Here is a 22,974-nt window from a genome sequence, read left to right as displayed (position 1 = left end):
CCGATTTTTCAGAAAATATGTGAAATGCTATTGAAATTATTCCAAAAATTGTGTAAAATGGTAAACATCAATTCAGATTATTCTGAAAATTTATTTTAGGAGATTCTCTTATGTCACAAACAAGTATAACTAGTCAGTCTACCTGGCGTAGTAAAATAAAAGCAATGGGACCCGGTATCCTAATGGCTTCGGCGGCCGTAGGTGGTTCCCACATCGTTTCATCTACCCAAGCGGGTGGTTCTTATGGATGGGCCTTGTTAGGCTTAGTTATTCTGGCTAACCTCTTCAAATACCCATTCTTCCGTTTTGGTGCTGAGTATACCGCAGATACAGGTAAAACCCTTGTTGAAGGTTATGCTGAGAAAGGTAAATTCTATCTTTGGGTATTCTTCATTTTGAATGTCTTCTCAGCCTTGGTTAATACTGCGGGAGTTTCTATTCTTTGTTCAGCCATCATTGCTAGTGCCTTTCCAATGCTTGGTTTGAGTATTACCACATGGTCAATCATTTTGGTTGCAATCATTTGGGGTATGTTACTCTTTGGTGGTTACAAACTTCTTGATGGCATGGCTAAATGGATCATGTCAGCTTTGACTATTGCAACAGTAGCAGCAGTTATTATTGCAGCAATCAAACATCCAGAGTACAGTACTGACTTCGTTGAAAAAACACCTTGGCAGCTAGCAGCCCTTCCATTTATCGTTTCACTTCTTGGATGGATGCCAGCTCCAATTGAAATTTCAGCTATTAACTCACTTTGGTCAGCTGAGAAAAAGAAAACTGTTGATTTCAACACTGATGATGCCCTCTTTGACTTTAACGTTGGTTACATCGGAACAGCTATTCTTGCGGTATTCTTTGTAGCTCTAGGTGCGCTTATCCAGTACCCAACTGGTAAACCAGTAGAAGCAGCATCAGCTAAGTATATTGCTCAGTTTGTTGGTATGTATGCCTCAGTACTTGGTGAGTGGTCACGCTATTTGATTACCTTTATTGCTTTCTTGTGTATCTTTGGTACTGTAATTACTGTTATCGATGGTTACTCACGTGTTAACGAAATTTCTCTTCGTCTTTTGTTTAACCAAAAAGAAAAAAATCAAACACCATTGAATGTTTGGATGACATTGACAGCTATTCTTGGTCTCATCATTATTTTCTTCTTCCAAGGTCAAGTAGCAACAATGCTTCGTTTTGCCATGATTGGTTCATTCCTTACAACACCTTTCTTTGCGCTTTTGAATTACGTACTTGTTACTAAAGAGAAGAAAGACCTTCCAACTTGGTTGAAAGGACTTGCTATTGCAGGGTTGATCTTCTTGTTTGGATTTGCCCTCTTCTTTATCTGGGCTTTGGCTATTGGTAAAGCAGGTTAATAGGATTAAACGGTTTCCATATGGAAGCTGTTTTTTCTTTTATAAAGATGGGAGTAGGAGAGATAGATTATATCCAAGAGTATACAAAAAAACCATTCCAATTGGAATGGCTTAACAACAAGATATTGCTTATTTGAGACCGTATTTTTTGTTGAAACGATCCACGCGTCCGTCTGCTTGAGTGAATTTTTGACGGCCAGTGTAGAATGGGTGTGAATCTGATGAAATTTCTACACGGATAAGTGGATAAGTTTCACCTTCGAATTCAACTGTTTCGTTTGAGTGTTTAGTTGAACCGCTAAGGAATTGGTAACCAGTGGTTGTGTCCATGAATACTACTTGACGGTAATCTGGATGGATATCTTTTTTCATGTTAAAATATTTCCTTTCTGCCATGGTACTTTCCGCACCATAGTTTTTTAACTATTTTAGTTTATCAAAAGGTGGTCTTCTTGACAAGTCTTTTTTACTATTTTTTAGGAAATTCGCATTTTGTAAATGCCACCTGTCTGAAAGCATCGATTATCTTTATCAACGATGATAGCTTCAAGATTTGGCTGTGAACTAACTTCCTGGAAAATGCGTTCTAGACTTGAGCCAAATAAACGTGTCGTCCAAATTTCACCATCGACTGAGAGGGATGAAATGATGGTAAGACTAGCTAGATCACTAGAGACAGGGTAGCCAGTTTGACTATCGAAAATATGATGGTAAGTTTTGCCATCTATCTCAAAAGTGCGTTCATAGATTCCTGAAGTGACAATAGACTGGTCTCTTATAGCAAGCACCATAAGATTTGTGTTTCTAGTCTCCTTGGGATTTTGAATACCAATTCTCCATTTTTGATCAGGATTGTGTAAGGCTGGTCCAAATGTTAAGACATTGCCCCCCAGATTAATCAGAGCACTAGTTACATTTTCATCTTTGAGATAATCTGCTATACGATCTGCAATATAACCTTTTGCCAAAGCACCAAGATCAATTTTCATCCCTTTTTCTTTGAGAAAAACGCTTTGATTTTCCTCGGATAGAACGATGTCTTTGGGATTAATAATATCTAGGAGTGGAGCGATTTCTTCAGGAAGGGGGAGTCTGGCATCAGAAAAGCCAATTCGCCAAGTCTGAATGAGAGGTCCGATAGCAATATTAAGGTGACTTCCAGGTTGGCAGCTATGCCATTTTCCAAGAGCAATAAGTTCAAAAAGCTCTGGGTGAACCGTCACCGAATGTAAGCCTGCTGCCTTGTTAATTTTCATGAGTTCGGAACTGTCGTCATTGGCTGAGAAGCGCTTATTGTAGGTATGTAGGAGTGCTTCAACCTGGTCTAGCAGGGGGGTTGGTTCTTCATGATAGATAGAGACGTCAATCACAGTTCCCATGAGACGTACACGACGATTAGTGAGTTGCATGGGCAACGGTATCCTTGATTTCTCGATAGATTTGTTCGTTTTCGTTTAAGCTGTAGGAATTGGCACCACTAGCAAGTGGGTGGCCGCCACCATCATGGCGTTTGGCAATCTCGTTGATGACAATACTTTTACTGCGCAGACGGACACGGTAATGCCCTTCAGGCTGCTCTACGAAAATAGCCCAAGATTCGACGCAATCAATACGGCCTGGAGTACCAACGATGGCAGAACTTTCAGCATCAGTGACATTGAATTCATCCAAAATCTTTCGTGTCAAGACAACTCGAGCTGCACCATTTTCATCAACTTCAAGATTATCGAAAACATAGCCTTGAAGTTTAGCAATTTTGAAAGGAAAACTGTCCATTCGACGAGCCATAGATGCAAAATCAAAGTTATGTTCGCGAAGTTTAGCAGCGATTTGTAGTGTTTTAGGAGTTGTAGATGGGTAGAGGAAGCGACCTGTGTCGCCAACAATACCATTGTAAAGAACACGAGCAGCGGCATCTGACAAGGAAAGACCAAGAGTGAGAGCCCAGTCAGTCACAATTTCGCTGGCACTTGAAGCAGTCGTATCAACTAAGAGGAGATCGCCGTAGGCATCGTCGTTAGGATGATGGTCAATTTTGATAAGAAAGTCCCCCTTATCAAAACGGTCGTCGTCGATACGAGGAGTGTTGGCTGTATCGGTAACAATAACAAGCGCTCCTTCATAGTCTTGGTCAGTTACCTTATCCATTTCAGCAATCCAAGACAAGGTAGGTTCATTGACACCAGTCGCGAGAACCTTTTTATCTGGAAAGTTTGTTTTTAAAATTTCCTTCAGTCCTACCTGACTACCAATGGCATCAGGGTCTGGTCTTTGGTGACGGTGGATAATAATAGTGTCATAGGCTTTTATTTTTTCTAAAATAGCTTGAAATATAGTCATGAATGTCTCCTTGTGATTTTGTTTCTATTATATCATGAAACAATAGAAAAACGGTTAGCCTAGGCAAACCGTTATAAAATTAGATATCTTTATAGTCGACTTCAAGTCCACGTTTAACCGCTGGACGGTTGGCAATTTTTTCAGTCCATGCTTGAAGGTGCTTGTACTCTTTAACATCAAGGAAAATACCAGCCTTCTCCCAAATTTTATCTTGAGCAAGACGGCCATACCAAGACCAGATTGCGATATCAGCGATGGTGTATTCATCACCAGCAATATAAGGTTTGGTTGCTAATTCTTTATCCAGCAAGTCAAGTTGGCGTTTGGCTTCCATCGCGAAACGGTTGATGGCGTATTCAATTTTGTCAGGCGCATAGTGGAAAAAGTGACCAAATCCGCCACCTAGGAAAGGTGCCGCACCTGTTTGCCAAAAGAGCCAGTTGAGAACTTCCGTACGTTTTGCGTGATCAGTTGGAATGAGTTTTCCGAATTTTTCAGCCAAGTAAAGCAGGATGTTAGCTGATTCAAAGACACGAACCGGTTGTTCTTCAGAATAATCCATCATGGCTGGAATCTTTGAGTTTGGATTAATTGCAACAAAGTCTGAGCCAAATTGGTCACCGTCACCAATCTTAATACGATAAGCATCATATCCCGCTTGAGTCACACCAAGTTCTTTCAATTCCTCCAGCATGATAGTTGCCTTGATACCATTAGGTGTTGGAAGAGTATAGAGTTGGAAAGGTTGGTCACCTTTAGGTAAAGTTTGTTCAAAACGTGCACCAGCTGTAGGTTGATTGAGGCCGCCCCAGGCACCTCCCATAGAGGTTGGAATTTCCCAAACTTCTGGTAAAATATAGTCAGACATAAAGTTTCTCCTTGTATTCTTGATAGTTACATCCTAACAAAATGCTAATGGCATTTCAAGAATCTACTACGTCCTATTAGCGCGACACCTTGACTTTTTCTATAAGAATGATAAGATAGTAAAAATTAATTTTTATCTGATAAAAACATATTGTTTAGAGAGGAAGAAAAGAATGACTGCTATTGATTTTCATAAGTTGGCTAAAACAGAACTACACTGCCATTTGGATGGTTCTCTATCATTGGAAACTATTCGTCACCTAGCTGACTTGGCACAGATTGAGTTGCCTGAGGACGATGCGGAGCTCAAACACCATGTGACAGCCCCGGCTACCTGTGAGAGTCTCCTAGATTATCTTGAGGCTTTTGATTACATTCGTCCTTTGCTTCAAACAAAGGAAGCTTTGACCATTGCGGCTTATGATGTCGCTAAACAGGCTGCTCTTGAAAATGTTATCTATATTGAAGTGCGTTTTGCTCCCGAATTGTCAATGGATAAGGGGTTGACTGTCGCTGAAATCATTGATGCTGTTTGTCAAGGCTTACGTCAAGCTCAAGAAGAATTTGGTATTATTGCTAAGGCACTGGTTTGTGGTATGCGCCAATCAGATCAAGCTTTAACAGCTCGTATTCTTGATGAAGCAAATGAAGTTGAAGATAGTGACTTTGTTGGTTTTGATTTTGCTGGAGATGAGCATCATTATGGACCTAAAGCGATTAAACCTCTGATTGAACAAGTCCAAAGTTACAACCGTCCGATGACTTTCCATGCTGGTGAATGTGGATGCGCTGCCTTTTTGGCTGAGTCAATTGCCATGGGAATTAAGCGTAATGGCCATGCAACAATCTTGGCTCAAGAGCCTGAGCTTCTGGAAGAGTTTGTTAAAAATGGTGTCACAGGAGAGCTATGTTTAACAAGTAATCTCCAGACCAAGGCAGCCGTTACAGTAGCTGATTTTCCTTATCTAAAAATGAAAGTGGCAGGGGCTAATATTACTATTAATACGGACAATCGTACCGTTTCTGATACAAACTTAACCAAGGAATACGAACTCTATCACAAGCATTTTGATAGCTCAGTACAAGATTTTTATGCTCATAATAAGACGGCAATCGAAGCTTCATTTGCTAGCGATGAGGAGAAAGCAGAACTTCTTGATAGATTGGCTAAAGCCTATTCATAAGAAGTAAATAGACTGGTAAAACTTTATAAAGGTGATAAGATTGAGCCATTTGGAACATCAGTCAAACCAATCATAAAAATAAGGGAGTGAGGCGAACTTTTTTCAAAATTTGTTCAGTCTCCCTCCCTTTTAGGCTTGGAATTATGATAAAATAAGTACAATACATATTTTAGAGGAGACTGGTTTGGCACAACTTTATTTTCGCTACGGCACCATGAATTCTGGGAAATCCATTGAGATTCTTAAGGTTGCACATAATTACGAAGAACAAGGAAAACCAGTAGTACTGTTGACCAGTCGTTTGGATAATCGAGATGGAGTCGGCTATATCTCGAGTCGTATTGGCATGAAACGGAAGGCCTATCCTATTGGTGATGATACGGATATTTTTGGTTACATTGCTAATATGTATCCACGACCGTACTGTGTTTTAGTTGATGAGGCTCAGTTTTTGACCCGTGCGAATGTCTATGATTTGGCACGAATTGTTGATGTGTTAGATATTCCAGTGATGGCTTTTGGTCTCAAAAATGATTTTCAGAACAATCTCTTTGAAGGTTCTAAATACCTTTTGCTTTTGTCTGATAAGATTGATGAGATTAAGACCATTTGTCATTATTGCTCGAGAAAGGCAACCATGGTTCTTCGTATGGAAGATGGTAAGCCAGTTTATGAGGGAGCACAAGTTCAAATTGGAGGACACGAGAGTTATATCTCTGTTTGCCGAAAGCACTGGTTTAATCCACCTCACGAAAACATAATCCCTTTGAATAAGGCCTAAAATGACTATTAGTTATATAAGGAGAAAAGATAACAAATGAATATTTATGATCAGTTACAAGCGGTTGAAGACCGTTATGAGGAATTGGGTGAATTGCTCAGTGACCCTGAAGTCGTTTCAGACACTAAACGCTTCATGGAGTTGTCACGTGAAGAAGCAAATACTCGTGAAACTGTGACAGTTTACCGTGAGTACAAGCAAGTCATCCAAAGTATCTCAGATGCTGAAGAGATGATTAAGGAAGCAAGCGGTGATCCTGACTTGGAAGAAATGGCTAAGGAAGAACTCAAAGAATCCAAAGCCGCTAAAGAAGAGTATGAAGAACGTTTGAAAATTCTTCTCTTGCCAAAAGACCCTAATGATGACAAGAATATTATCCTCGAAATCCGTGGGGCTGCAGGTGGTGATGAAGCTGCCTTGTTTGCAGGTGACCTTTTAGCTATGTACCAAAAATACGCAGAAACACAAGGTTGGCGCTTTGATGTCATGGAAGCCTCTTATAATGGTGTCGGTGGTATCAAAGAAGTGGTTGCCATGGTTTCAGGCCAATCAGTCTACTCTAAACTCAAATATGAATCAGGAGCACACCGTGTGCAACGTGTGCCTGTGACTGAGAGCCAAGGTCGTGTTCATACTTCTACAGCAACTGTTTTGGTAATGCCAGAAGTTGAAGAAGTGGAGTACGAAATCGATCCTAAGGACCTCCGTGTCGATATCTATCACGCATCTGGTGCCGGTGGTCAGAACGTCAATAAAGTTGCGACTGCGGTTCGTATGGTTCACATTCCTACTGGAATTAAAGTAGAGATGCAAGAAGAACGTACACAACAGAAGAACCGTGATAAAGCTATGAAGATTATTCGTGCGCGTGTTGCGGACCACTTTGCACAAATCGCTCAAGATGAACAAGATGCTGAGCGTAAATCTACTGTTGGTACAGGGGATCGTTCAGAGCGTATCCGTACGTACAACTTCCCACAAAACCGTGTGACGGATCATCGTATTGGTTTGACCCTTCAAAAATTAGATACGATTTTGGCTGGGAAAATGGATGAAGTCATTGATGCTCTTGTTCTTTACGATCAAACGCAAAAATTGGAAGAGCTTAACAAATGATTTTAGCGGATGTCCTGGCTGACTATGAGAAGCAACTTGAGGCTGTTGGAGAAGAGCCAGAGGCCCTTTCCTTTGTTTATCGTGGTTTGAAACAGTGGGACTTGACTCATTTTGTTCTTCAATTGCGTCAAGAAGTTTCAGAGGAAGATGCTGAGCTATTAGCTCATGTATTCAGCCAACTAAAGAATCACAAGCCTGCCCAGTATATCTTGGGCTATGAAGACTTTCACGGCTTGCGTTTTCAGGTTGATGAGCGTGTCTTGATTCCACGTCCTGAAACTAAGGAACTAGTGGATTTGATTTTAGCGGAAAACCCTAGCTCAGAGCTCAAGATTCTTGATATCGGAACTGGGAGTGGTGCTATTTCGGTATCCCTGAAAAAGAGTTGCCCCTTTTGGCAAGTAACAGCTAGTGACTTGTCAGCTGACGCCTTAGTACTTGCTAAAGAGAATGCTAAACTAAATCAGGTAGACATCAGCTTTGTTCAATCAGATGTTTTCGAAAATATTTCTGGTAGTTTTGATATCATTGTGTCAAATCCTCCCTATATTTCTGAAAATGATAAGGACGAAGTTGGTTTAAATGTCTTGACTAGCGAGCCAAAGATGGCCTTGTTTGCTGATGAAGAGGGGCTAGCCATTTATAGACAGATTATTGAGGACGCAACGAAGTATTTAACTCCAAAAGGAAAACTCTACTTTGAAATTGGATATAAGCAAGGACTGGATTTGAAAAGGCTCTTGTCACTACATTTTCCAGATAAGCATGTGCGTGTCCTTAAGGATCAATTTGGACAGGATAGAATGGTCGTGATGGATGATGAAAAGTAAGAAACAGTTAAGAGAAAGTTTGGATAATGGTGAGGCTATTGTTCTTCCTACAGAGACTGTCTATGGTCTATTTGCTAAGGCTATGGATGAGAGTGCTGTGAACCATGTTTATGAGCTGAAAAATCGTCCTATAGATAAAGCCATGAATTTGAATGTAGCCTCGTATGAAGATATCCTTTCCTATTCAAAGGAGCAACCCAAGTATTTGAAACAATTGTACGATGCTTTTTTGCCTGGACCTCTGACCATCATCTTAAAAGCTAATGATCAAGTTCCTAGATGGATTAATTCAGGATTGGCAACGGTTGGATTTCGGTTACCAAACCATCCCGTAACTAGAGAGTTGATTCAAGCTGAGGGGCCTTTGATTGGACCATCAGCCAATAAGTCTGGGAAGGAAAGTGGTCGTCATTTCGACGATATTAGGGCACAATTTGATTTTCAGGTGACTGGCTATCGGGATGATAATGCCTTGTTAGGTGTAGATTCGACGATATTGGATTTGTCGGTCTCACCTGCCAGGATTCTCAGACAAGGAAAAATAACAAAAGATGACCTATTGGCGGCTCTACCAGAGTTGACCATAGAATAAAATGACTAACAGAGACTTAAGAAAGAGTGAGATAACTTTCGACTGTTTGTGGGTGAGTTGTTTGAAAGCCCATTAGACCTCAAAGGAGACCTCTATGATTTTTGATAAAGAAGATTACAAAGCATTTGACCCTGAACTTTGGAATGCCATTGATGCTGAGGCTGAACGTCAACAAAACAATATTGAGTTGATTGCCTCTGAAAACGTGGTTTCTAAAGCCGTTATGGCTGCTCAAGGAACGCTCTTGACTAACAAATACGCAGAAGGCTATCCAGGTAAACGTTACTATGGTGGTACTGACGTGATTGATGTGGTTGAGTCTCTTGCTATTGAGCGTGCCAAAGAACTTTTTGGGGCAAAATTTGCTAACGTGCAACCTCACTCAGGTAGCCAAGCCAATGCAGCAGTTTACATGTCTTTGATTCAACCAGGTGATACGGTTATGGGAATGGATTTGTCAGCGGGTGGTCACTTGACACACGGTGCACCAGTTAGTTTTTCTGGTAAGACCTATAACTTTGTGCCTTACAATGTTGATAAGGAAAGTGAACTTCTTGATTATGATGCTATCCTTGCTCAAGCAAAAGAAGTGAAACCAAAACTTATCGTAGCAGGGGCTTCAGCATACTCACGTATCATTGATTTTGCTAAATTCCGTGAAATCGCTGATGCTGTAGGTGCTTACCTCATGGTAGATATGGCTCACATTGCAGGTCTTGTAGCCTCTGGTCATCATCCAAGTCCGGTTCCTTATGCACATGTGACAACTACAACGACCCACAAGACACTTCGTGGGCCTCGTGGTGGTTTGATTTTGACTGATGATGAAGATATCGCTAAGAAATTGAATTCTGCGGTCTTCCCTGGTTTGCAAGGTGGTCCATTGGAACACGTTATTGCTGCCAAGGCTGTCGCTCTTAAAGAAGCACTTGACCCTGCCTTTAAGGAATACGGTGAAAATGTTATCAAGAATGCTGCTGCCATGGCGGATGTTTTCAACCAACATCCAGATTTCCGTGTTATCTCAGGTGGCACTAACAATCACCTCTTCTTGGTTGATGTGACTAAAGTTGTTGAAAATGGTAAGGTTGCACAAAACGTTCTTGAAGAAGTTAATATTACTTTGAATAAGAATGGTATTCCTTACGAGCAGTTGTCTCCATTTAAGACATCTGGTATTCGTGTTGGTAGTCCAGCTATTACAAGTCGTGGTATGGGGGAAGCTGAGAGCCGTAAAATTGCTGAATTAATGGTTCAAGCTTTGGAAAATCACGATAAACCTGAAGTTTTGGAACGTATTCGTGGAGACGTTAAAGTTCTTACAGATAATTTCCCACTCTATTAATAAATTATGTTAGATCTATATATTAAACGCATTATCATTCATCAGTTTTCGCCAAATGATACGGAGCTAGTTTTGGCAGAAGGGCCTCTTGAAATAACGCCACGTTTAGATGAGTATTTTAGAAAGAAACTCTCTAAGGTTTTCTCAGATGAGGCTAAACGAGGGTATTTCGATACAGAGAATGTTTTCATTAGTCATTTAGGAGATGATTTGATGGAAAGTTCAGTCAAGATTGCCCAACTTTGGAAGGAAGAATTTGTCATTTCTGAAGATCAAAAGACCAATGATTTGGTCTTTATTCAGTTTGACAAAGAAGGGCAAGAGTATTTTGCTTTCTTGCGTATTGCTCTTAAGGATAGTTTGATTCATTCTTTGGGAGATAGCCAACATCCTATTCAATTGTCACAAAATAATTTGCCTTCTGCTGCCCAGACGCCTGATGAAGCTTTGGTAATCAATCGTAGTAGTAAGCAGTATTATTTGATTGAAAAGCGAATCAAGCATAATGGAAGCTTTGCCAATTATTTCTCTGAAAATCTGTTGCAGGTCCAGCCTGAGCAATCTGTCAAAAAATCGATTAAGATGGTTGAGGATACTGCTCAGAAGATTGCTGAGAATTTTAATCAGGATGACTTTAATTTCCAAGGAAAAATGAAATCTGCTATTTTCAATAACTTGGAAGAAGATCAAGAATTGTCACCTGAAAAATTGGCGGATCAGCTCTTTGATAATAATTTGACAGCTCGTTTGACCTTCGTTGATGAGCTCAAAGAGGTCATTCCTGAACCTATTTCAGTTTCAGATATTGACCATTCTCGTCAAATTAAGAAATTGGAGAATCAAAAATTATCGTTATCGAACGGAATTGAGTTAATCGTGCCTAATAATGTGTATCAGGATGCTGACAGTGTTGAGTTTATTCAAAATCCTGATGGCACCTACTCTATTCTCATCAAAAATATCGAGGATATCATCAATAAATAATATGTTTAAATGGATAAGACGTCTGGCGGTTTTTGTCGTAGTCCTCATCATAGGTATCCAATGCTATCGAATCCATGCCAATATACAACATGTTTTAACCTATGAATCCCTGGTTAAGGAGGTTTTGGCTGAGGACGACATTGAAAATACAACCAATGTCGATTTGGTTCTGGCTATGATCTACACAGAAACCAAGGGGAAGACAGATGACGTGATGCAGTCCAGTGAAAGTTCTACAGGGGTGACCAACTCCATAACAGATCGAAAAGAAAGTATTCGTCAAGGGGTGACGGTTTTGTCGGAAAATCTGGAAGAAGCTGCCCACCATAAGGTGGATCCTTGGACAGCAGTACAAGCTTATAACTTTGGTAAGTCCTATATCGATTATGTGGCTGATAACGGTGGTGTTAACACCGTTGAACTAGCAAATGCCTATTCTAAAGATGTCGTTGCTCCAAGTCTAGGAAACACTAGTGGTAAAACCTATACTTATTATCAACCTGTTGCCATGTATTATGGTGGGGGTAAGCTTTATACAAATGGTGGAAATATTTATTACGCCAAAGAAGTACAGTTTAATCTCTTTCTGATGCGAATGTTCTCTCGTCTCTAAGAGTAGCTACTTCATTCTTAAGGAAAGACAAATGAAAGCATTATTAGTTTATTTTAAAGGATACGTTAAAGATAGTATCCTGGGACCCGTTTTTAAATTAATCGAAGCCAGTTTCGAACTCTTGGTCCCTCTAGTGATTGCTGGAATTGTCGACACAACTATTCCAAATAAAGACCAAAATCATCTGTTTATGATGATTTTTCTCTTGCTCGGACTTACCGTTATTGGGGTTGTCGTTGCTATTTCAGCACAGTATTTTTCATCCAGAGCAGCAGTTGGCTATGCCCAAAGTTTAACCGATGAATTGTATGCGAAAATCATGCGTTTATCAAAGGAAAAGCGGGATGAGATTGGAACGTCAAGTTTGGTGACACGTTTGACTGGTGATACCTTTCAAATTCAAACGGGTATCAATCAATTTTTGAGGCTCTTTTTGAGGGCACCAATCATTGTGACGGGAGCCATTATTATGGTATTCCGTATCAGCCCGCGTTTAACCTTATGGTTTCTTGGCATGGTCTTGGTATTGACACTTATTATTGTACTAGCTAGTCGCATCGTCAATCCTCTATATGCCAAGATCAGAGTGATTAATGAATCAATTGTTACCAATACGCGTCAACAACTTGAAGGTATGAGGGTTATTCGGGCTTTTGATCAGAGTGAGCGTGAATTAGACAACTTTACCGCTGTCAATAAAGACTTGAAGAAGTGGCAGCTCAAAACAGGAGTGATAGCAAGTCTCATTAGTCCTTTGACTTTCTTGGTTGTTAATATGACCTTGATTGCTATCCTTTGGCAAGGAAATCTGCAAATTCAAGGTGGCCTTTTGTCTCAAGGTATGCTGATTGCTCTGGTCAATTATCTCTTGCAAATTTTGACGGAGCTTCTTAAATTAGCCATGATGTTGAGTAATCTCAACCAAAGCTTTATTTCAGCGAAACGTGTACAAGCTATTTTTGAACTCCAAGATGAGGACATTGAAGTGCCTTTAACAATCAAGAAACCAAATCGACCAAGGATAGCCCTTGAAATTGACAAGATGACTTTTACTTATCCTACAGCTAGTCAACCATCGCTACAAGAAATCGACTTTAAGACTTTTGAAGGCGAGTCTCTGGGGATTATTGGGGGTACAGGTTCGGGGAAATCGACCTTGGTCAATTTAATTATGAATCTTTATCAACCTCAGTTTGGTAGTTTGACTATCTTTAAAAATCAGTTGTCGCCGAATAATCTTAAAGAGTGGCGGTCTTGGATTGCTTATGTCCCACAGAAAGCTGAGTTGTTTAGGGGAACCATTCGTTCAAACTTGTCATTAGGACTTGATTACGAACCAAGTGATCAAGAATTGTGGCATGCTCTTGACATGGCTCAGGCTGCTGATTTTGTAAGAGAAAAGGACCTTGGTTTAGATGAGCCAGTTGAGTCGTTTGGTCGTAATTTTTCAGGTGGTCAACGTCAGCGCTTGACTATTGCGCGTGCTTTGATGCGACCAGCCCCGTTCTTAATTTTGGATGATTCGACCTCAGCTTTAGATTACTTGACTGAAAGCCGTCTATTAGCGGCTATCAGAGAAAATCTTAAATCAACTAGTTTGATTATTATTTCGCAAAGAACAAATAGCCTAAAAGCTGTTGATCAAATTTTGGTACTTGATAAGGGACACCAAGTTGGCCTGGCTAATCATGAAGAATTGCTTGCTACTAATAAACTCTATCAAGACATTCATTATTCTCAACACCAAAAGGAGGTCGCTGATGAAGGCTAGAAATAACAAATCAACGCTTAAACGTTTAAGTAGAGATATCTTAAGTCAACGTTACCTCTTTGCCTTAGCAACTGTTGGGACCATTATTCAAGTTGCCTTAACGGTTTACTTACCTATCTTAATTGGTGATGCAGTGGATGCTGTTCTTAAGATGAATGCCGTTCTTTTGATGTCACGTTTGATTTGGCAGATGCTTTTGGTTATCTTAGCTAATAGTGCAATCCAGTGGCTTAACCCTTTGATTTATAATAGATTGATTTATTCCTATAGCGAAAGTTTACGTGAACGAGTCATGATGAAAATCCATGCTATGCCTCTCAGTTACCTTGACCGTCAAGGAACTGGAGATATAGTTAGCCGTGTGACTACAGATAGTGACCAATTGAATAATGGACTTCTTATGGTCTTTAATCAATTTTTCGTTGGACTTTTGACTATCTTTGTCATAATCATTACCATGAGTCGCTTAGACTGGCTCATGATGCTCTTAGTTCTAGTGATGACGCCTCTATCAATGCTTGTGGCTCGTTTTATTGCTAGGAAGAGTTATCAACTCTATCGCAACCAAACCAAGTGGAGAGGTACACAGACTCAGCTGATTGAGGAAAGTCTGACTCAGGAAGCTCTGGTACAAAGTCTAAATGCTCAAGACCAGATGGTTAGGAGTTTTAAAGACGTCAATGGTAAGTATGCTGATTATTCACAGGGAGCTATCTTTTATTCGTCAGCGGTTAACCCAGCTACACGCTTTGTTAATAGTCTGATTTATGCTCTTATTGCAGGTGTTGGGGCCTATCGCATTATGTCGGGTGGCACATTTACAGTGGGACAATTGACTACCTTCCTAAACTATGTCACTCAGTACACCAAACCTTTTAATGACATATCATCTGTCCTATCCGAACTTCAAAGTGCTTTAGCCTGTGCTGATCGCCTTTATATGATTTTAGATGAAAATGAAATTCCAGAAACGGGTAATGCGGTTTTAGAAGAAGAAGATGTTCAGGGACATTTTCAATTTGACCATGTTCAATTTGGCTATTTGCATAATAAACCTCTTATCAAGGATTTGAGTATTGATATTCCTGCTGCTAGTACCGTTGCTATTGTTGGTCCAACAGGAGCAGGAAAATCTACTTTGATTAATCTTCTTATGCGTTTTTATGACTTGGACAAGGGACAAATTTTGCTGGACGGTCGACCTATTACGGATTATACCCGTGAGAGTCTTCGTAAACGGATTGGGATGGTCTTGCAGGAAACTTGGCTTGAGGTCGCCACTATCCATGATAATATTGCCTATGGTAATCCAAAAGCTAGTCGAGAGGAAGTAGTTGCAGCAGCCAAAGCAGCTAATGCTGATTTCTTTATTAAACAATTACCTCAAGGCTATGACACTTTCTTAAAAGATGCAGGGCAATCTCTTTCACAAGGGCAACGTCAGCTTTTGACCATTGCTCGCATATTTGTCAATGTGCCTAAAATCTTAATCTTGGATGAAGCGACTTCTAGTATCGATACCCGTACAGAGCTTCTCATTCAAGAGGCTTTCGCTAAATTAATGAAAGGTCGAACAAGTTTTATCATTGCCCATCGATTATCTACCATTGAAAATGCGGACCTTATTTTGGTCATGAATAATGGGGATATCGTTGAATATGGAACCCATGAACAACTGATGCAAGCTAAGGGGATGTACTATCGAATGCAGACAGCCCAAAAGACACAAAATAGTTAAAAAAACAGAGCTTTTAGGCTCTGTTTTTTTAACATTTCAGCTAACCATTTATCACTAAAACCTATTGATGAAAAAGAAATGAAATTTAGTTATTTTTTCTTTTTTATTGGAAAAAATGGAGATAAGATGGTAAACTAGAGAGGATATTATATAAAAAAGGTATCGAAAATTAGAATGTTAAAACACAAAAACGTCCTAGTATTTTTAGGACAAACCTTGCTTTATTTCGCCATTTTTATGGCCCTAATTTATCTCTACAATTACCTAGGACAAGGTCAAGGTAATTTTATCTATAACGAATTTTAGGAAGAATAATGACGAATACAAAAATTAAAGATATGATTGAAACGATTGAGCAGTTTGCTCAATCACAACCTGACTTTCCTGTTTACAATATTTTAGGGGAAGTTCACACTTACGGTGACTTAAAAGCTGCTTCGGATAACCTAGCTGCCAAGATTGATAGTCTCGATATTCCAGAAAAATCACCTGTTGTGGTTTATGGTGGTCAAGAGTATGAAATGTTGGCAACTTTTGTCGCTTTGACTAAATCTGGTCACTCTTATATTCCAATTGATAGTCACTCAGCTCTTGAGCGCGTGACGGCAATTGTTGAAGTAGCAGAGCCTAGTCTGATTATTGCTATTAATGATTTCCCACTTGAGGATGTCCAAACACCAATCTTGACACTGGACCAGGTGAAGATAGCTTTTGAAAGTAAAACTAGCTACGAAGTGACTCATCCTGTTAAGGGCGATGATACTTATTACATCATCTTTACATCAGGAACTACAGGTAAGCCTAAAGGGGTACAAATTTCACACAATAATCTCCTTAGTTTCACTAACTGGATGATTACGGACAAGGAATTTGCGACTCCAACACGTCCACAAATGCTGGCTCAACCGCCTTATTCATTTGACTTATCAGTAATGTACTGGGCACCTACGTTGGCACTTGGAGGAACACTCTATGCGCTTCCTTCAGCCATTACACAGGATTTCAAGAAGCTCTTTGAAACGATCTTCTCCCTTCCAATTGCTATTTGGACATCGACGCCATCATTTGCAGATATGGCAATGTTGTCTGAAGACTTCAATGCAGAGAAGATGCCAGAAATTACGCATTTTTATTTTGACGGAGAAGAGTTGACTGTCAAGACTGCTCAAAAGCTTCGCCAACGTTTCCCAGAAGCACGTATTATCAATGCTTACGGACCAACTGAAGCAACTGTAGCCTTATCAGCAGTAGCAGTAACTGATGAGATGCTGGCTAACCTTAAGCGTTTGCCGATTGGTTATACCAAGGAAGATTCACCGACTTATATTATCGATGAAGATGGTAATATCCTTCCAAATGGTCAGCAGGGAGAAATTATCGTCTCAGGTCCAGCAGTTTCAAAAGGCTATATGAATAATCCTGAGAAGACTGCGGAAGCCTTCTTTGAGTTTAATGGACTTCCTGCCTACCATACTGGTGATGTAGGAACGATGACTGATGAAGGTCTCCTTCTTTACGGCGGACGCATGGACTTCCAGATTAAATTTAATGGTTTCCGTATTGAGTTAGAGGATGTTTCACAAAACCTTAATAAGTCTAAGTATATTGATTCAGCAGTAGCTGTGCCACGTTACAATAAAGACCATAAGGTTCAGAATCTATTGGCTTATGTGATTCTTAAGGATGGTGTTCGTGAGCAGTTTGAACGTGACATTGATATTACTAAGGCTATTAAGGCTGACTTAGAAGATATCATGATGTCTTACATGATGCCTACTAAGTTCCTCTATCGTGAGAGCTTGCCTTTAACACCAAATGGGAAAATTGATATCAAGGGGCTTATCAGTGAGGTTAACAACCGATGATAGACTTCTTGAAACAGCTTCCCCATTTAGAAGCCTATGGTAATCCTTTCTATTTCATCTATCTTGGGATAGCCTTATTACCAATTTTTATAGGCCTATTCTTTAAAAAGCGTTTTGCGATTTACGAATGTTTGGTAAGTTTAGCCTTTATTGTTCTTGCTCTGACTGGAACACATGCTATTCAATTACTAGCCTTACTCTTTTATATTATTTGGCAAATCATCTGGGTATACTCATACAAACGTTATCGCAGTCAAAAGGATAATAAATGGGTATTTTACCTACACTCGTTTCTTGTGGTTTTACCTTTGATTTTTGTTAAAGTAGAGCCAGCTATTAATGGTAACCAGTCGCTTTTTAACTTCCTTGGTATTTCTTACCTCACTTTCCGTGCAGTAGGGATGATTATCGAGATGCGTGATGGAGTGCTTAAAGAGTTTACACTAGGGGAATTCCTCCGCTTCATGCTCTTTATGCCGACCTTCACAAGTGGTCCTATTGATCGCTTCAAACGCTTTAATGATGACTATCAAGCTATTCCTGAGCGTGATGAGTTGATGAACATGTTAGAGCAAGCTGTAAAATATATTATGCTTGGTTTTCTCTATAAGTTTGTTTTGGCTCAGATTTTTGGAAGTATGCTTTTACCACCGTTAAAAGAACAAGCCTTGAGCCAAGGCGGTATCTTTAATCTACCAACGCTTGGTGTCATGTATGTTTATGGTTTTGATCTCTTCTTTGATTTTGCGGGCTACTCCATGTTTGCCCTCGCAGCGTCTAATCTCATGGGGATTAAGAGCCCAATCAACTTTGACAAGCCTTTTATTTCACGTGATTTGAAAGAATTTTGGAACCGTTGGCATATGAGTTTGTCTTTCTGGTTCCGTGACTTTGTCTTTATGCGTATGGTTATGGTTTTGATGAGGAATAAGGTTTTTAAAAATCGTAATACCACATCAAACGTGGCCTATGTTCTCAATATGATGGTAATGGGATTCTGGCATGGGGTTACTTGGTACTATATTGCCTACGGTATTTTCCATGGAGTTGGGCTAGGAATTAATGATGCCTGGTTGCGTAAGAAGAAGACCATTAATAAAGAGCGTAAAAAAGCAGGACTTAAGCCTCTTCCAGAAAATAAATGGACCAAGGCTTTGGGAATCTTTATCACATTTAATACAGTTATGTTATCATTCTTGATTTTCTCTGGATTCTTGAATGATCTCTGGTTCACTAAAAAATAAGTAAAGGAATTTTAAAAATGGATGTAAAATCAGAAGTTATTGAAATTATTGATGAGCTCTTCATGGAAGATGTATCAGACATGATGGATGAAGACCTTTTTGATGCTGGTGTTCTTGATTCAATGGGAACAGTTGAACTTATCGTTGAATTAGAGTCACGTTTTGATATCCGTGTTCCAGTTTCAGAATTTGGTCGTGATGATTGGAACACAGCTAATAAGATTGTTGAAGGGGTAACGGAGCTTCGCAATGCTTAAGCGTTTATGGCAGATTTTTGGTCCAGTAATTTGTGCCTTGGTCTTGGTAGTAGTAGTTATATATGCCTACCCACAAGGTAGAAAACATAGTTATGAAGCTGAAAAACGTAGCGCAGTAACGCTGACGAATGAAAACTTTAAGAGTCGGACGAATAAAACTACCGCTCTTTCAGACCAGAATCATCGTTTTGTACCTTACTTTGGGTCTAGTGAGTGGTTACGTTTTGATGCCCTTCATCCGGCTGTTTTAGCAGAAAAATACGACCGTAACTATCGCCCATACTTTATTGGACAACGTGGGGCAGCCTCTCTAAATCAATATTTGGGGATGCAACAAATGCTTCCAGAATTACAAAACGGTACAGCTGTGTACGTCTTGTCTCCGCAATGGTTCACTAAAAAGGGTTATAACTCTGCAGCTTTTCAGCAGTTCTTCAATAACGACCAACTTAGTAGTTTCTTAAGTCAAAATCAGACGGATGCAAATTCACAGTATGCTGCTGAACGTATCTTAGAGATAAAACCTGAGATAACGATGAAATCTCAACTTTCTAAAGTGGCCAAAGGACAAGATCTCAATACTGTCGATAAAACCTACATTCAATTCATGGCAGAGCTAAATAAGCGAGAAGATAGCTTATTTAGTCCTTTAGTAGCGTTAAATAACGCTAATTATGACAAAAAGGTTCTTCCTTATCTTAAAGAGTTACCAGACCAATTCTCTTACGATGCCCTTGATCAGGTTGCTGTAAGAGATGCAGAAGCACATACCAAATCAAATGACTTTGGGATTGATGACCGTTTTTATAAGAAACGCTTATCTAAGAAAATTGGTAAACTTAAAGGTTTCCAGAAAAATCTTTCCTATGAAGTTTCTCAAGAATATGGTGATTTGCAGTTGGTTCTTAATCAATTTGCCAAGTCAAATACAAATGTCATTTTTGTTATTCCACCTGTTAATAGCAAGTGGATGGCTTATACTGGACTTAATCAGGAAATGTATGATGCTACGGTTTCTAAAATCCGTTATCAATTGGAAAGTCAAGGATTTACCAATATTGCAGACTTCTCAAAAGATGGCGATCAACCTTACTTTATGCAAGATACCATACATATGGGCTGGAAAGGTTGGGTAGCCTTTGACAAGGCCGTTGATCCTTTCGTTAGTAACCCAACACCTGCGCCTAGCTATAAATTGAATGATCGCTTTTATAGTAAGGACTGGGCAGGATATACAGGAACTCCTAGCCAGTTTAAGTAACACACAAAAAAAGGCTTTCGAAAGCCTTTTTTGTTATAGAGCAATAAGAGAATAATATTGCTCTTATAATTTCTTCATAGCTTACCTTTAGAAATTTGTAAAAAGGACTGGGAGTAAAACCCAATCCTTTTTATTACTTTGAAGATTTGCAATATTTTAAACAGATCTTATTTGTTTTTAGTTAGAGCTTTTCGAATGAAATCTGCTGGTATAATCAATACAGCAATAAGAAGAGCAATGATATAGTGTTGAATGTTCATTGGAACAGTACTAAATACTTTTCCACCAAATTGAATAATAAGCGTTTGAACAACAGCAATAGAAATCATAACGATTGAAAATTTCTTGTTTTCACCGATATGTTCAAAAATATTGAAGCCATTACTACGTGTATTAAGTGAGTTGAAAATGACAGCATAGATAAATACGGTAAATGTAAAGGTTGTTACCATTTCAAAGTTACCAGTTCCATTTGTAATAAAGTCTTGGATACCTACAACATTTTTGAGAATGGCCAAACATACGACAGTAATGAAGATACTAGCTACACCGATAGCAGATTTCATATATCCAGTAAGAATGTTTGCCTTCTTAGCAACTGGTTTTTCGTTCATATAACGATCTAGCGTAGGCTCTTCACCAAAGGCAAGGGCAGCAAGTGTGTCCATGATAAGGTTAATCCAGAGAATTTGGATAATTGTAAAAGGCTCTTTGAGGCCAAAAAGTGGTGAGAGAAGTGACATAGCAATTGTAGTCACGTTAACGGTTAACTGGAAGATAATGAATTTACTTACTGACTTACTCATTGTACGTCCATAGAGGACGGCTTTTTCAATAGAAGTCAATGAGTTATTTAAGATAACGATATCTGAAGCTTCACGAGCAACTTCAGTACCATCACCCATTGAGAAACCAACATCAGCTGATTTAAGGGCTGGCGAGTCATTGACCCCATCACCTGTCATACCAGCGACCATATCAAGGTCTTGAGCTGCCTCAATAAGACGTTTTTTATCCATTGGAAGAGCACGACTTACCACTTTTAAGCGAGGCAATTGTTGTTTAAGCTTTTGATCTGAGAGGGCAGAGAGTTCATCGTGAGTAAGGACAAGGTCATTTTCTCCAGTGACGATACCGGCTTCTTTAGCGATAGCAACAGCCGTTTCTTTACGGTCACCGGTTACCATAACTACTTGAACACCAGCACGGTTCATTGTTTCAACAGTTTGTTTAATTGAAGAACGAACGTTATCACGGATACATACAATACCAATCAAGACTTTATCATTACCATCTATATTTAGGATAGCAAGTAAACGCATTGAACGGTTAGCTTGTTCCAATGATAACTCTTGAAAACGAGCTTTAATATCATCTGTAAAGTTTAGTTTATTACCATTTTTATCAAGATAGTAGTTGCAGTCATTTAGGATGAATTCTGGAGCACCTTTGATGTAAGTTTTTCCGTCCTTAGTCGTTACACTTGCGAATTTTGTTGCTGAGTTGAATTGTTGCTTCTCAGTAATTGTATTCGTATCGAAGTCAAGTTGAGAACGACCAATAAGGAAATCAAGAAGTGCACGGTCAGTGGCGTTACTACCAACAGCACTGCCATCAGCTACCATGGCATCGTTATTAAGACCGATACCATTAATCATTTCAGCTTTAAGGCTATCTGACATTGTGTCAAAATCAGGCGCATCAGTTTCACCAGTAGCCGCATAAAGTGTTCCATCAGCAAGGAAGAAGTCAACTACAGATAGTTTACCTTCTGTGATGGTACCAGTCTTATCACTAAAGAGGATATTCATGTATCCGGCCGTTTCAATGGTATCAGGATGGCGAACCAAGATATTTTGTGCTAAAAGTCGACCTGAGTTCATTGAAGAAACGAGTGCCAACATCATTGGCAGACCTTCTGGAACAGCCATGATGATGATTGTAACTGCAAAGAGAATTGTTTCAATGATAAGAAGGAAGGTTGAACCACCATTGAGGTTATTAGCCTTATTAAGGGCAATAAAGCCTAATACAAGGTTGATCACTGAATATGCAGCACCCGCACTATAACCGAGGACACCGATATTACCAGCAAGCTTGTTAAGTTTCTCTTTAGATGGTGAATCTTTACTATCTTCTTGAAGAGAAGTATTGATGCTTCCTAGAACGGTATTATCACCAATTTGTGTAGCTTCCATAACGGCTTCACCTGAGGTAACAACTGTACCACGGAAGACTTTGAGCTCTGTAAAGAGGTCTGAAGAGTCTGGCTCTGCTTGATCGCTAAGAGGAAGTTTTTTAGCATCTTCACTTTCACCATTAAGGACAGCTTGGTTTACTTTTAACTCACCTTCCAAGATGATACCGTCAACTGGAATCTTATCTCCTGATTGAAGGAGAATCTGATCACCTTTTACAATATCATCAACGAGAACCTCTTTAAGTTTACCATCACGATAAACCTTAGCGTTAGTTTTTGAAGCCTCTTCTTGAAGAGTGTTGAATTTTTGCTCATTTCGGTATTGTGAGACTGCTGAGAATCCTGTAGACATCAAAATGGCGAAGATTAGTGAGATAGCCTCATACCAATTGGCTTCACCGATAGCAGGGAAAATCATTCCAACAAAGTTGAAGATGATTTTTAATCCTAAGGCAGCCAAGAGGATGAGAATCCATTGATCCTGGAAGGCTTCAATAAAAATTGAAAGAAGCGAGTTAGCCTCTTTACTAGAGAGCTTATTATCGCCATGAGCGTTTTTACTTGCTTGAACTTCTGTAGAAGTCAAGCCTTGAAATTTTTTCATTAAACGTAT

General features: G+C 39.5%; 21 protein-coding genes. 16 read left to right on the top strand and 5 right to left on the bottom strand.

All coding sequences use genetic code 11. The features are described 5' to 3' along the window. The first annotated feature begins 110 nt into the window (after positions 1–110). On the top strand, positions 111–1,373 hold the full coding sequence (locus HMPREF9425_RS05680; protein ID WP_003093785.1) for an NRAMP family divalent metal transporter: 1,263 nt from the start codon (positions 111–113) through the stop codon (positions 1,371–1,373). A gap of 129 nt (positions 1,374–1,502) precedes the next feature. On the opposite strand, the gene HMPREF9425_RS05675 is transcribed toward HMPREF9425_RS05680, so the two are convergent. From HMPREF9425_RS05675 to yghU, 4 genes are all read right to left on the bottom strand, one after another. Beyond that, a complete protein-coding gene (locus tag HMPREF9425_RS05675; RefSeq protein WP_003093591.1) occupies positions 1,503–1,745 on the bottom strand; it encodes a type B 50S ribosomal protein L31 in 243 nt (80 codons plus the stop codon). A 104-nt stretch (positions 1,746–1,849) separates the two neighbouring features. Continuing rightward, a complete protein-coding gene (locus HMPREF9425_RS05670) occupies positions 1,850–2,782 on the bottom strand; it encodes an FAD:protein FMN transferase (protein ID WP_003093357.1) in 933 nt (310 codons plus the stop codon). After that, entirely contained in the window at positions 2,769–3,713 is a 945-nt protein-coding gene (locus tag HMPREF9425_RS05665) for a DHH family phosphoesterase (RefSeq protein ID WP_003097433.1), read from the bottom strand. The genes HMPREF9425_RS05670 and HMPREF9425_RS05665 overlap by 14 nt, the downstream gene beginning before the upstream one ends. A 79-nt stretch (positions 3,714–3,792) precedes the next feature. Next, the gene (gene yghU / locus HMPREF9425_RS05660; protein ID WP_003093646.1) at positions 3,793–4,581 is read right to left on the bottom strand and encodes a glutathione-dependent disulfide-bond oxidoreductase; all 789 of its coding nucleotides are present in this window, start codon (positions 4,579–4,581) and stop codon (positions 3,793–3,795) included. 172 nt (positions 4,582–4,753) lie between these two features. Here yghU and add point away from each other — a divergent pair, with 172 nt between their 5' ends. The 15 genes from add (at position 4,754) to dltD (ending at position 20,161) form a co-directional block, all read left to right on the top strand. Continuing rightward, positions 4,754–5,764 carry an adenosine deaminase gene (gene add / locus HMPREF9425_RS05655; protein ID WP_003093576.1) on the top strand — a complete coding sequence of 337 codons (1,011 nt, stop codon included), beginning with the start codon at positions 4,754–4,756 and terminating at the stop codon, positions 5,762–5,764. A gap of 184 nt (positions 5,765–5,948) precedes the next feature. Beyond that, positions 5,949–6,545 (top strand): thymidine kinase, encoded by a 597-nt coding sequence (locus HMPREF9425_RS05650; RefSeq protein WP_003093204.1) that lies wholly within the window; start codon positions 5,949–5,951, stop codon positions 6,543–6,545. 36 nt (positions 6,546–6,581) lie between these two features. Further along, entirely contained in the window at positions 6,582–7,661 is a 1,080-nt protein-coding gene (gene prfA, locus HMPREF9425_RS05645) for a peptide chain release factor 1 (RefSeq protein WP_003097431.1), read from the top strand. Next, the gene (prmC, locus tag HMPREF9425_RS05640) at positions 7,658–8,491 is read left to right on the top strand and encodes a peptide chain release factor N(5)-glutamine methyltransferase (RefSeq protein ID WP_003097428.1); all 834 of its coding nucleotides are present in this window, start codon (positions 7,658–7,660) and stop codon (positions 8,489–8,491) included. The genes prfA and prmC overlap by 4 nt, the downstream gene beginning before the upstream one ends. Next, complete coding sequence (locus HMPREF9425_RS05635; protein ID WP_003094240.1) at positions 8,478–9,083, top strand: L-threonylcarbamoyladenylate synthase; 606 nt, start codon at positions 8,478–8,480, stop codon at positions 9,081–9,083. The genes prmC and HMPREF9425_RS05635 overlap by 14 nt, the downstream gene beginning before the upstream one ends. 94 nt (positions 9,084–9,177) lie before the next feature. Further along, positions 9,178–10,428: a serine hydroxymethyltransferase gene (gene glyA / locus HMPREF9425_RS05630; protein WP_003097426.1), complete on the top strand. Its 1,251-nt coding sequence runs from the start codon at positions 9,178–9,180 to the stop codon at positions 10,426–10,428. Between the two features lie 6 nt (positions 10,429–10,434). Then, positions 10,435–11,412 carry a nucleoid-associated protein gene (locus HMPREF9425_RS05625; RefSeq protein WP_003097425.1) on the top strand — a complete coding sequence of 326 codons (978 nt, stop codon included), beginning with the start codon at positions 10,435–10,437 and terminating at the stop codon, positions 11,410–11,412. 1 nt (position 11,413) lies between these two features. Next, positions 11,414–12,025: a lysozyme family protein gene (locus tag HMPREF9425_RS05620; RefSeq protein WP_003097423.1), complete on the top strand. Its 612-nt coding sequence runs from the start codon at positions 11,414–11,416 to the stop codon at positions 12,023–12,025. 31 nt (positions 12,026–12,056) lie between these two features. Beyond that, positions 12,057–13,796 carry an ABC transporter ATP-binding protein gene (locus HMPREF9425_RS05615; protein ID WP_003097422.1) on the top strand — a complete coding sequence of 580 codons (1,740 nt, stop codon included), beginning with the start codon at positions 12,057–12,059 and terminating at the stop codon, positions 13,794–13,796. Then, on the top strand, positions 13,786–15,534 hold the full coding sequence (locus HMPREF9425_RS05610; RefSeq protein WP_003093904.1) for an ABC transporter ATP-binding protein: 1,749 nt from the start codon (positions 13,786–13,788) through the stop codon (positions 15,532–15,534). Before HMPREF9425_RS05615 ends, HMPREF9425_RS05610 begins: the two co-directional genes overlap by 11 nt. A gap of 174 nt (positions 15,535–15,708) precedes the next feature. After that, positions 15,709–15,840 carry a teichoic acid D-Ala incorporation-associated protein DltX gene (locus HMPREF9425_RS05605; protein WP_002885174.1) on the top strand — a complete coding sequence of 44 codons (132 nt, stop codon included), beginning with the start codon at positions 15,709–15,711 and terminating at the stop codon, positions 15,838–15,840. Positions 15,841–15,848: 8 nt separating this feature from the next. Continuing rightward, positions 15,849–17,399: a D-alanine--poly(phosphoribitol) ligase subunit DltA gene (gene dltA, locus HMPREF9425_RS05600; RefSeq protein ID WP_003094058.1), complete on the top strand. Its 1,551-nt coding sequence runs from the start codon at positions 15,849–15,851 to the stop codon at positions 17,397–17,399. Further along, positions 17,396–18,643 (top strand): D-alanyl-lipoteichoic acid biosynthesis protein DltB, encoded by a 1,248-nt coding sequence (gene dltB, locus HMPREF9425_RS05595; protein WP_003097420.1) that lies wholly within the window; start codon positions 17,396–17,398, stop codon positions 18,641–18,643. The genes dltA and dltB overlap by 4 nt, the downstream gene beginning before the upstream one ends. A gap of 17 nt (positions 18,644–18,660) precedes the next feature. Continuing rightward, positions 18,661–18,900 (top strand): D-alanine--poly(phosphoribitol) ligase subunit DltC, encoded by a 240-nt coding sequence (gene dltC / locus HMPREF9425_RS05590; RefSeq protein ID WP_002891149.1) that lies wholly within the window; start codon positions 18,661–18,663, stop codon positions 18,898–18,900. After that, the gene (gene dltD / locus HMPREF9425_RS05585; protein ID WP_003097418.1) at positions 18,893–20,161 is read left to right on the top strand and encodes a D-alanyl-lipoteichoic acid biosynthesis protein DltD; all 1,269 of its coding nucleotides are present in this window, start codon (positions 18,893–18,895) and stop codon (positions 20,159–20,161) included. The genes dltC and dltD overlap by 8 nt, the downstream gene beginning before the upstream one ends. 167 nt (positions 20,162–20,328) lie before the next feature. Here the strand turns inward: dltD and HMPREF9425_RS05580 are convergent, their stop codons facing one another. Beyond that, positions 20,329–22,965 (bottom strand): calcium-translocating P-type ATPase, PMCA-type, encoded by a 2,637-nt coding sequence (locus tag HMPREF9425_RS05580; RefSeq protein WP_003097416.1) that lies wholly within the window; start codon positions 22,963–22,965, stop codon positions 20,329–20,331. Between the last annotated feature and the right edge of the window lie 9 nt (positions 22,966–22,974).

The organism is Streptococcus vestibularis ATCC 49124 (assembly GCF_000188295.1).
Lineage (GTDB): Bacteria > Bacillota > Bacilli > Lactobacillales > Streptococcaceae > Streptococcus > Streptococcus vestibularis.
Note: the sequence above shows the minus strand (reverse complement) of the source record. Positions and strands in the feature narration are given on the sequence as shown.

Bases quoted from the DNA above. Each gene is read 5' to 3' on its own strand.
- HMPREF9425_RS05680 (WP_003093785.1), top strand. From the start codon at position 111: ATGTCACAAACAAGTATAACTAGTCAGTCTACCTGGCGTAGTAAAATA.
- HMPREF9425_RS05675 (WP_003093591.1), bottom strand. From the start codon at position 1,745: ATGAAAAAAGATATCCATCCAGATTACCGTCAAGTAGTATTCATGGAC.
- HMPREF9425_RS05670 (WP_003093357.1), bottom strand. From the start codon at position 2,782: ATGCAACTCACTAATCGTCGTGTACGTCTCATGGGAACTGTGATTGAC.
- HMPREF9425_RS05665 (WP_003097433.1), bottom strand. From the start codon at position 3,713: ATGACTATATTTCAAGCTATTTTAGAAAAAATAAAAGCCTATGACACT.
- yghU (WP_003093646.1), bottom strand. From the start codon at position 4,581: ATGTCTGACTATATTTTACCAGAAGTTTGGGAAATTCCAACCTCTATG.
- add (WP_003093576.1), top strand. From the start codon at position 4,754: ATGACTGCTATTGATTTTCATAAGTTGGCTAAAACAGAACTACACTGC.
- prfA (WP_003097431.1), top strand. From the start codon at position 6,582: ATGAATATTTATGATCAGTTACAAGCGGTTGAAGACCGTTATGAGGAA.
- prmC (WP_003097428.1), top strand. From the start codon at position 7,658: ATGATTTTAGCGGATGTCCTGGCTGACTATGAGAAGCAACTTGAGGCT.
- HMPREF9425_RS05635 (WP_003094240.1), top strand. From the start codon at position 8,478: ATGATGAAAAGTAAGAAACAGTTAAGAGAAAGTTTGGATAATGGTGAG.
- glyA (WP_003097426.1), top strand. From the start codon at position 9,178: ATGATTTTTGATAAAGAAGATTACAAAGCATTTGACCCTGAACTTTGG.
- HMPREF9425_RS05625 (WP_003097425.1), top strand. From the start codon at position 10,435: ATGTTAGATCTATATATTAAACGCATTATCATTCATCAGTTTTCGCCA.
- HMPREF9425_RS05620 (WP_003097423.1), top strand. From the start codon at position 11,414: ATGTTTAAATGGATAAGACGTCTGGCGGTTTTTGTCGTAGTCCTCATC.
- HMPREF9425_RS05615 (WP_003097422.1), top strand. From the start codon at position 12,057: ATGAAAGCATTATTAGTTTATTTTAAAGGATACGTTAAAGATAGTATC.
- HMPREF9425_RS05610 (WP_003093904.1), top strand. From the start codon at position 13,786: ATGAAGGCTAGAAATAACAAATCAACGCTTAAACGTTTAAGTAGAGAT.
- HMPREF9425_RS05605 (WP_002885174.1), top strand. From the start codon at position 15,709: ATGTTAAAACACAAAAACGTCCTAGTATTTTTAGGACAAACCTTGCTT.
- dltA (WP_003094058.1), top strand. From the start codon at position 15,849: ATGACGAATACAAAAATTAAAGATATGATTGAAACGATTGAGCAGTTT.
- dltB (WP_003097420.1), top strand. From the start codon at position 17,396: ATGATAGACTTCTTGAAACAGCTTCCCCATTTAGAAGCCTATGGTAAT.
- dltC (WP_002891149.1), top strand. From the start codon at position 18,661: ATGGATGTAAAATCAGAAGTTATTGAAATTATTGATGAGCTCTTCATG.
- dltD (WP_003097418.1), top strand. From the start codon at position 18,893: ATGCTTAAGCGTTTATGGCAGATTTTTGGTCCAGTAATTTGTGCCTTG.
- HMPREF9425_RS05580 (WP_003097416.1), bottom strand. From the start codon at position 22,965: ATGAAAAAATTTCAAGGCTTGACTTCTACAGAAGTTCAAGCAAGTAAA.